Raw genomic sequence first — 705 nt, 5'->3', positions numbered from 1 at the left:
GCTAGATGAGGCGTTTTACAGTGCAGTATTAGGTGCGGGATACTTGGAGCTTCCGTCAGATCCGGATGCACGGAGAGCGATGGTCACTTTTCCTTTGAGTTTGACCTATGATGAGAGCGATATGGCAGATTAAACCACGCTCAAATGTTAAGATTTCGCTGGGATTTTAACTGTTAATTATCTGATGCATACCAAGCGACAGCAGAACAATGCTTTTCTTAGGCTTTTGCTCGCGAGCATATTGATTCATAGCTCGGCGATCGTGGCGTATTTGTTTTCACAAGAAGTGAGCCTTCCATCCCCGCAACAAAAGAGCGTTAAGGTTCAACTGCATGTTGAGCAACCTCTACCTCAACTTGAACAAGCTCTTGAATCCACGCCGCAAGAACCAGAACAACAAACCTTAGATGTGCCGCTGCAAGATCAGCCCGAAGAGCATCTGCCAGCGCACAATAGTGAAGAGTTCGCCAGCAATAACCAAAGTAAAGAGATAGAAGGAATAATAGTCGCCGGTGGCGGCAATGAACGTGACGTTGAGCATATTGCGGAAACTGAAAAAACACCTAGCACGCAAGAAGAAATCGAAGATCTCGAGGTGTCAGAAGGTTTGACAGAAGAGGTTGTGGACGAGAGATCAGAAGAAGCGCGAGAGGTGGTCAGTACGATAGGCTCCAGCAACCAAACGCTGCTAGGTGATGCGGCTGG

General features: G+C 47.5%; 1 protein-coding gene. It reads left to right on the top strand.

Annotated features, from left to right (window positions below; all coding sequences use genetic code 11):
* Positions 1–184: 184 nt before the first annotated feature.
* On the top strand, positions 185–705 hold a 521-nt coding region (locus A3751_RS20360; protein ID WP_156492681.1), incomplete at its 3' end, for a hypothetical protein.

The organism is Oleiphilus sp. HI0080 (assembly GCF_001635135.1).
This window is presented reverse-complemented; position numbering and strand designations above follow the sequence as displayed.